Raw genomic sequence first — 7,272 nt, forward strand, 5'->3', positions numbered from 1 at the left:
CCTACGACGCGCGGCCCGATCTGCTCCGCCTGGTTCATCAAGCTGGGCACGTCGTACAAGAGCGGGCCGATCGTCTGCGCCCAGCCGAACGTGCCCACCTCGAAGAACACCTTCGACTACACCACCACCCTGTCGGCCGCGCCGACCGGCGCCTGGCTCCAGCAGGTCTGGATCTGACGGCCGCCTGAGGGGTGCCCCACGCCCGGCGCGGGGCACCCCGCGGGTGCACCACGCCGGGGCGGGCCCGCCCCGTCCGTCCGAGCGCGGCAGGGACGCAGTTGGACGTCGGTGCGCTACGCCCGGCCGGCGGGCGGGATCCCCGGTCCGGGCGAGAGTGAACGTTTCTTCTCTCACCCGGACCGGTGGTGCGGCCTCAGCCGTTGGCGAGGGCCTGGAGGCGGTCGTAGGCGCCGTTGAAGAGGTTCTGGTCGCCGGGGAACGTGCCGGAGTCGGCGTACTGCCAGAAGGTCTGGTAGCCCCAGCCGTTCGGGAGGGTGCCGACCGACGAGGAGTAACGGGCGATCCAGAGCGGGTTGGTGGCGCCGAAGCCGCCGTTGTTGCCGGTGCAGGTGCTCCACCAGTTGGTGGTGGTGTAGATGGTCGGGTAGCGGCCGGTGCGGGAGTGCACGGTGTCGCTGAAGGAGCGGATCCAGCTGACCATCGCGCTCTGGCTGAGGCCGAAGCAGGTGGCGCCGTAGGGGTTGTACTCGATGTCGAGGGCGGGCGGCAGGGTCTTGCCGTCACGGGACCAGCCGCCGCCGTGGTTGACGAAGTAGGTGGCCTGGGTGGCGCCGGAGGAGCGGTCCGGCAGGGCGAAGTGGTAGGCGCCGCGGATCAGGCCGGCGTTGTAGGAGCCGTTGTACTGCTGGGCGAAGTACGGGTTGGTGTAGCCGGTGCCCTCGGTGGCCTTGACGTAGGCGAAGCGGGCGCCGTTGCCGGCCACCGAGGCCCAGTTGACGTTGCCCTGGTAGCTGGCGACGTCCAGCCCGGGGGTCTGGGTGGCGGCGAGGGCGAGGACGCCCGCGGTGCTCTCTCTTCCCTCGTGCGCCGCGACGGTGGAGCCGGCGAAGTCGCGCTCCGGGTGGAGGACGGGGCGCTGGGAGTCCGCCTGCTCCGCGGACTGCCCGGGGGCGGGGTCGGCCGCGTACGCGGGTGCGGTGGCGCCCGTGACGAGCGCGGCCGCCGCGGCGAGTGCGGCGAGGACGGGCAGCCGGCGGGACTTCGGTGTCCCGGCACTGTCGGTGGTGCCGGTGATACCGGTGGGGCGGGCGGAGCGGGAAGTGCTGGGCATGAACACTCCTCTGGTCCGGTCCTGACGACCTGTGGACGCGGTGCGGCCGGTACGCCGTGTGCGCCCGGCCCGGAGCACAGTAGCCGTGTACCCGCCAGAGTGACAGGTCTCGTGAACCACACTCTGAACAGTCGTCACATGTGAGGCCACACCGTCCGGTTGATCGTCGGGCGGCCCGTCGCCGGTCGGCGCACTCGGCCGGCCTGGGAGGAGGCGGCGTCGGTGGAGGGCGCGCGCCGGAGCCGCGGCGGAGTCTGCGGACGTCGGGGGACGGGGGCGGTGGGGGGCGTACCCGGGCACGCCTTTCAGGGGTGGGGAGATGTTCACCGTCCGGACGCCGGCGGGGTCGGCCCTCCCCGCCGGTCCTCGCCCGGTCTTCGCCCTTTCCCCGCCGGTCCTCGCCCGGTCGCGGCCCCGCGCCCCCGTCCGCTCCGTCAGACGGGCGGCAGGCCGAGTGCGGTGCGGGCCTCGCCGACGAGACGGTGCGAACCGATGACGACGATCAGCCCGCCGGGCCCGGCGAGGTCGCCCGCCCGGTGCAGCGCTGCGGGGGTGTCCTCGGCCGTCACACAGGGGCCCCGGCCGGCGGAGGCGAGACGGCTCCGCAGGTCGGCGGGGTCGGCGGTCTCGTGCGAGTTGGTACGGGTGAGGACCAGGGGCCACTGGGCGGGGAGCGGGGCGAGCATGCCGGAGACGTTCTTCTCCTTGAACGCGGAGAAGACCAGCACGGGTGGCCGGCCCGGGCGTTCGGTGGTGAGGGTGTGGCGCAGGATCTCCGGTGCGACGGTGGTGACGCCCTGCGGGTTGGTGGCGCCGTCGAGAAGGACACGGCCCGTCCAGTCGCCCAACCGGGCCTCGGGGACGAGTTCGAGACGGCCGGGCCAGCTGGTGGCGGCCAGCCCGGCGCGGAGCCGTCCGCCCTCCGGCTCGCGGATGTGGCCGCGCTCGGCCATCGCGTCCACCGCGGCGATGGCGACCGCGAGGTTGTGGTGCTGGTGCGCCCCGGCCAGCGGGCAGGGGAGGTCGCGGTGCACGCCCCGGGGGGTGGTGACGTCGACCAGCGTCGTCGGGCCGCGGTCGCCGGCGCCGCCGACGGTGCGGGCGGTGTAGCGGATCTCGTGGTCCATGCGCCACACGGAGAGCCCGCTCCGCTCCTTGAGGACCTGCGCCGCGACGGAGGCCGCCTCGGGGTCGAGCCGCCCCAGGACGACGTGGTCCCCGTCCTGCGCGGCCTCGACCTTGGCCCGGGCGACGTGGGCCAGGGAGCCCCCGAGCAGCCGGACGTGGTCGAGGCCGATGCCGGTGACGACCTTCACGTCCAGGTCGAGCTCCCTGGCCGCGGCCCGGCTCCCGCCGATGCTCGCCTCGGCGACGGCCAGGGACGTGCCGCTCTGTCGGAAGTGCACGGCGGCGGTGGTCGCGTGGAGGCCCTGGGCGAGGACGGGCAGGTGGTCCCGCTCGACGGCCTCCCACACCTCGGTGAACGCCGCGGCGTACTCGGCGCGCGTGACGGGGGCGCCGTCGATCCGGATCCGCTCCCTCGGTTCCTGGAGGTGCGGGCTGGGCATGCTGCCCACCCGGGCGCCGGTGGCGGCCACCGCCGACACCGCGAACGCGCAGGTCGATCCCTTGCCGTTCGTGCCCACCACCAGCATCCCGCGCAGTCCGCGCTCGGGACGGCCGAGCGCCGCCAGCAGTCTTGCCACGTTGGCCTGTCGTACCCGCCGCGGCAGTCCGGACGGGTTCTCGTGCACCTTTTCGAGGATGGTCACGCAGTCCTGGTAGTCCACCCCACGATGATGCCCGTCCGCCGCCCGGCGGGAGGCCGTGACGGGAAACTTCATCTCCAGGGCCGCGGACGGCGCCGCTGCGCGGGCCGCCGGACGCGTCTGACGACCACTCAATGATGCGGACTTGCAAGGGAGTGCGGTTGCTTTCGGGCGTGTTCGGGGCTTCCTCGCCGTGGGTTCAGCTGCCGGTGCGGAGCCGTTCGCGGTCGGCCTCGGCGGTCTCGTCGTCGAGCGCGCCGGTGAGGATGGCGTCGAGCAGGCCGGGGTAGCGGGCGTCGAGGTCCGCCCGGCGCAGCCGCAGCAGGTTCTCCCGCCCGGAGGGCTGCTGCCAGATGACGCCGCTGTCGCGCAGGACCCGCCAGTGGTGGGTCATGGTCGACTTCGAGGTCACGCCCAGGATGCCGAGGACGCTGCCGCAGTTGTGCTCGCCCCCCGCGTCGAGCACCCGCACGACGGCCAGCCGTACCGGGCTGCCCAGGGCGGAGAGGACGTTCTCGATGCGGATTTGCTCGGGGTCCGGGTGGCGGTAGCTCATGGTCCCACGGTAGCGCGACAGTCCAACTGTGGCCCGGTCCCGTGTGCGGGTCCGTTCGGCCCTCCTCCTGTTGTCCCGTGCGCCGGATGCCTTGCCGAACGGTCCGACTGTACGCAAATATACGAACAGTCGTACTGCGGGCGGGTGTTCCGTCCGTGATCCCCGGTCCGGGGTTCTCCCGCGACCGGACCCGAGAAAGGGGCTACTCCCATGTCCGCTTCGTCCGCAATCGCGGGCCGCACCCCGGCTCCCGGTGGTGCCCGCCACCCGGGCTGGGCCCTGGCGTTACTGTCCCTGGCGCAGCTGATCTACGCGCTGGACCTCAACATCGTCTTCGTCGCCCTGCCCGGGATCGGCTCCGATCTCGGATTCCCCGGCCAGACCCAGCAGTTGGTGGTCAGCGCCTACGTCGTCTTCGCCGGCGGGTTCCTGCTCCTCGGCGGCCGGGCCTCCGACCTGCTCGGCCTGCTGGTCGCCCTCGCCCTGGGCAGGCCGTCCGCCGGGGCGGGGCCGACGCCCGCCCCGGCGGACGAGGAGGCGCTCGCCATCCGCTGAACCGCGACCGCGGCCCGGGCCGCGATCCGGGCCGTGCTGTGACCCGGGCTGTGCTGTGACCTGCGCCGCTGCGACCCCGGCCGGGCGGCGGCCCGGGCTCCGGCGGTCCTGCGCCGCCCGGCCCGGCCGGCGTCCGGGGGGCTGTGGCACGATGCCAGAGGCCTGGCCGTGAGCCCGCCGCCGCCCCACCGGAGAGAAGAGGACCCCCGTGCCCGAGACCACCCGAGACGTGACGCAGCCCGCGACCGCCCTGCCCGAGGCCGGCGGCCTCGTCTTCCGCCCCGCGACCGAGGCCGACGTGCCGGCCCTGGTCGAGCTGGTCGAGTCCGCCTACCGCGGCGAGGCCAGCCGGGCCGGCTGGACCACCGAGGCGGACCTGCTCGAAGGGCAGCGCACCGACGTCGAAGGCGTGACCGCCGCCGTGACGCACACCGACGGTGTGGTCCTGCTCGTCGAGCGCGGCGGTGAGCTGCTCGCCTGCTGCCAGCTGGAGCGCCGGGGTGAGCACGCCTACTTCGGGATGTTCTCGGTCCGCCCCGGCCGGCAGGGCGGCGGCGTCGGCCGGGCGGTGCTGGAGGAGGCCGAGCGGTTCGCGGGGGAGGAGTGGGGCGCCGTCGAGCTGGAGATGACGGTGATCGAGCAGCGCGCCGACCTGATCGCCTGGTACGAGCGCCGGGGCTTCTCCCGCACCGGGATCTACTCCCCGTTCCCGTACGGCGACGAGCGCTTCGGCATCCCGCTCCGCCCCGACCTGCGGTTCGAGAAGCTGGTGAAGAAGCTTGCCGGGCGGTAGGCCTGAGGATCCGTCAAGGTTGACCTGCGGCAATGCGGAGATGTCATACCTCGTTCATGATTGGTCTAGGCCAATGTGAGAGGCTGGCGGACGAACGGCCACGTTCCGTCCAGCCCAGGGGGGCCATCTCCGCATGCCCGCACTCCATGGCACCGCCATGTCCGCAACCGACACGACCCCGCCCGCGACCGGCGCCGCCCGGCCCGCAGGCGACCTCGCCCTGCCCACGACCGGCGCCGCCGCACTGCGTCCGGCCGCCACGCACCGCCCGGACACCGCGCGCGGCCCGGTCGTGGCCGGTGCCCAGCGCCTGCCCGCCCCGCCCGACGACGAGGAGCTCTACTGGTACTTCGGCCCGCAGCGCCGTTGGGTGCTGCTCTGCGCCACCCTCTCCTACGCCGGCGCCACCGCCACGCTCGGCCTCTTCGCGCTCAGCCGGCCACTGCTCTGGCCCTTCCTGGCCCTGACCCTGCTCAACGCCGCCACCTGGCTGCTCTCCCTCGCCGACGGCCAGCGCGCCCGCCGCTACACCCGCGACTCGCACGACCTGCTGCTGCGCGCCTGGCGGCCGGCCCGCCACCCGGGCGTCGACCTGCTGCTGCCCACCGCCGGTGAGCCGCTCGACGTCCTCGCCAACGCCTACCGCCACACCGCGGCCGTCCGCTGGCCCGGGGAGCTGACCGTCCTGGTCCTCGACGACGCCGCCCGCCCCGAGGTGCGCGAACTCGCCGAGTCCCACGGCTTCGAGTACCGGGCCCGGCCCGACCGCGGCCGCTTCAAGAAGGCCGGCAACCTCAACCACGGCCTGGCCGAGGGGACCGGTGAGATCGTCGCCGTCCTCGATGCCGACTTCTGCCCGCGCCCCGACTTCCTCCACCACCTGGTGCCCTACCTCGACAACCCCGAGGTCGGCATCGTCCAGAGCCCGCAGTGCTTCGACACCGACCCCGGCATGTCGTGGCTGGAGCGGGCCGCCGGGGCCACCCAGGAGATCTTCTACCGCTGGATCCAGCCCTCCCGGGACGCCCAGGACGGCACCGTCTGCTGCGGCACCAACGCACTCTACCGGCGCGCCGCACTGAAGAGGGTCGGCGGCTTCGCCGAGATCGACCACAGCGAGGACCTCTACACCGGCCTCTCGCTCGCCCGCGCCGGCTGGACCACCCGGTACGTGCCCGCGCTGGTCGCCAAGGGCATGTCGCCGACCGGCCTGCCCGCCTTCATCAGTCAGCAGTATCGCTGGTGCCTCGGCTCCCTCGCCCTGGTCGGCGACCCCGGCTTCCGCAGCGGGCCGCTCCCCCGCTCGGCCCGGCTCTGCTTCTGGAACGGCATCCTCGGCTACCTCACCAGCGCGGTGAACGTCTTCGCCGTCCCGCTGCCGGCGCTGATCATGCTGTTCTTCCGCCCCGAGGAGATCCAGCCCTGGCAGGTCCTGCCCTTCCTGCCGCCGATCTGGGTCGCGCTCGTCCTGCTGCCCGCGATGTCCCGCACCCGGTGGCGCTTCGAGGTCACCCGGGTCCAACTCCTGGGCGGGCTCTGCCACGTGGTCGCCATCGCGCACGCGCTGCGCCGACGCAGCGCCGACTGGGTGCCCACCGGTGCCGTCTCCGGCGGCAGTTCGCTGGCCCGCACAGTCGCCCGGATCGGCGTCGGCTGGCTCGGCCTCGTCGTCCTCGCCGGCGTCGCCGGCCTTGCCCGGGCCGTCACCCTGTACGGCTGGCAGCCCTATTGGGCCCTCGCCGCACTGCTCGGGCTCACCGCCTACACGACGGTCCCGCTCGTCCGGGCCCTCCTGCCCCTCCTGCGCGGCGGCAACGGTGCCGCCGTCGCCGAGGTCGCCCCGCCCCGCCGACGCACCTCCGACCTCGGCTTCGGCCGGGCCGAGGCCGTCGCCCTCACCGCCGTGCTGCTGCTCTGCGGCCTGCTGGCCTCCGGCTGGGCCGACCCGCTCATCTTCTGACGATTCGTCAGCCTATTCGTCGGTCCGCCGCTCCCCCCGAGCACCTTCCCGCACCCCTTGCGCGTCGCCCCACCGGCGCGGACCCGCCGCCCGGCCGCCCCATCGGCCCGGCGGCCCCGAACACCGCTGCCAGTCATGCAAGGAGCACCGCCGTGCCCACGGCCGAACCACCGAGTGCCGGACGCCCGCCCGTTGAACCGTCGAGCGCCGTCCGAGCCGATCCCGCGACCGGTCCGGGAACACCCGACACCCTGGTCGACCCATCCCACCGTCCCGCCCCCGGCGCCGGGTTGGCGCCGCGGCAAGCCGACGCGCCGGCCGGGCGAACGGCCGAGGACGCCGCCGAGG

General features: G+C 74.1%; 5 protein-coding genes and 1 pseudogene. 3 read left to right on the plus strand and 3 right to left on the minus strand.

What is annotated here, in order from left to right; all coding sequences use genetic code 11:
- Positions 1–373: 373 nt before the first annotated feature.
- The 3 genes from C2142_RS35045 to C2142_RS35055 all read right to left on the minus strand — a co-directional run bounded on the left by C2142_RS35045 (position 374) and on the right by C2142_RS35055 (position 3,616).
- Positions 374–1,291 carry a lysozyme gene (locus C2142_RS35045; RefSeq protein ID WP_148646883.1) on the minus strand — a complete coding sequence of 306 codons (918 nt, stop codon included), beginning with the start codon at positions 1,289–1,291 and terminating at the stop codon, positions 374–376.
- Between the two features lie 434 nt (positions 1,292–1,725).
- Positions 1,726–3,063, minus strand: a complete 1,338-nt coding sequence (locus C2142_RS35050; protein ID WP_241002970.1) for a Mur ligase family protein — start codon at positions 3,061–3,063, stop codon at positions 1,726–1,728.
- Between the two features lie 196 nt (positions 3,064–3,259).
- A complete protein-coding gene (locus tag C2142_RS35055) occupies positions 3,260–3,616 on the minus strand; it encodes a helix-turn-helix domain-containing protein (RefSeq protein ID WP_148646885.1) in 357 nt (118 codons plus the stop codon).
- A 210-nt stretch (positions 3,617–3,826) separates the two neighbouring features.
- Here C2142_RS35055 and C2142_RS35060 point away from each other — a divergent pair.
- The 3 genes and pseudogenes from C2142_RS35060 to C2142_RS35070 all read left to right on the plus strand — a co-directional run.
- Positions 3,827–4,081 (plus strand): annotated as a pseudogene (locus C2142_RS35060) (hypothetical protein); the annotation flags it as partial.
- Between the two features lie 340 nt (positions 4,082–4,421).
- The gene (locus tag C2142_RS35065; protein ID WP_148647215.1) at positions 4,422–4,964 is read left to right on the plus strand and encodes a GNAT family N-acetyltransferase; all 543 of its coding nucleotides are present in this window, start codon (positions 4,422–4,424) and stop codon (positions 4,962–4,964) included.
- A gap of 157 nt (positions 4,965–5,121) precedes the next feature.
- Positions 5,122–6,924 (plus strand): cellulose synthase catalytic subunit, encoded by a 1,803-nt coding sequence (locus tag C2142_RS35070; RefSeq protein WP_174315809.1) that lies wholly within the window; start codon positions 5,122–5,124, stop codon positions 6,922–6,924.
- The last annotated feature ends 348 nt before the right edge of the window (positions 6,925–7,272 follow it).

Origin of the sequence: Streptomyces sp. CB01881, assembly GCF_002953255.1 — a bacterium.
Taxonomy (GTDB): Bacteria; Actinomycetota; Actinomycetes; order Streptomycetales; family Streptomycetaceae; genus Kitasatospora.

Excerpts from the sequence above, each read along its gene's own strand:
- C2142_RS35045 (WP_148646883.1), bottom strand. The coding sequence starts at position 1,291 with ATGCCCAGCACTTCCCGCTCCGCCCGCCCCACCGGTATCACCGGCACC.
- C2142_RS35055 (WP_148646885.1), bottom strand. The coding sequence starts at position 3,616 with ATGAGCTACCGCCACCCGGACCCCGAGCAAATCCGCATCGAGAACGTC.
- C2142_RS35070 (WP_174315809.1), top strand. The coding sequence starts at position 5,122 with ATGTCCGCAACCGACACGACCCCGCCCGCGACCGGCGCCGCCCGGCCC.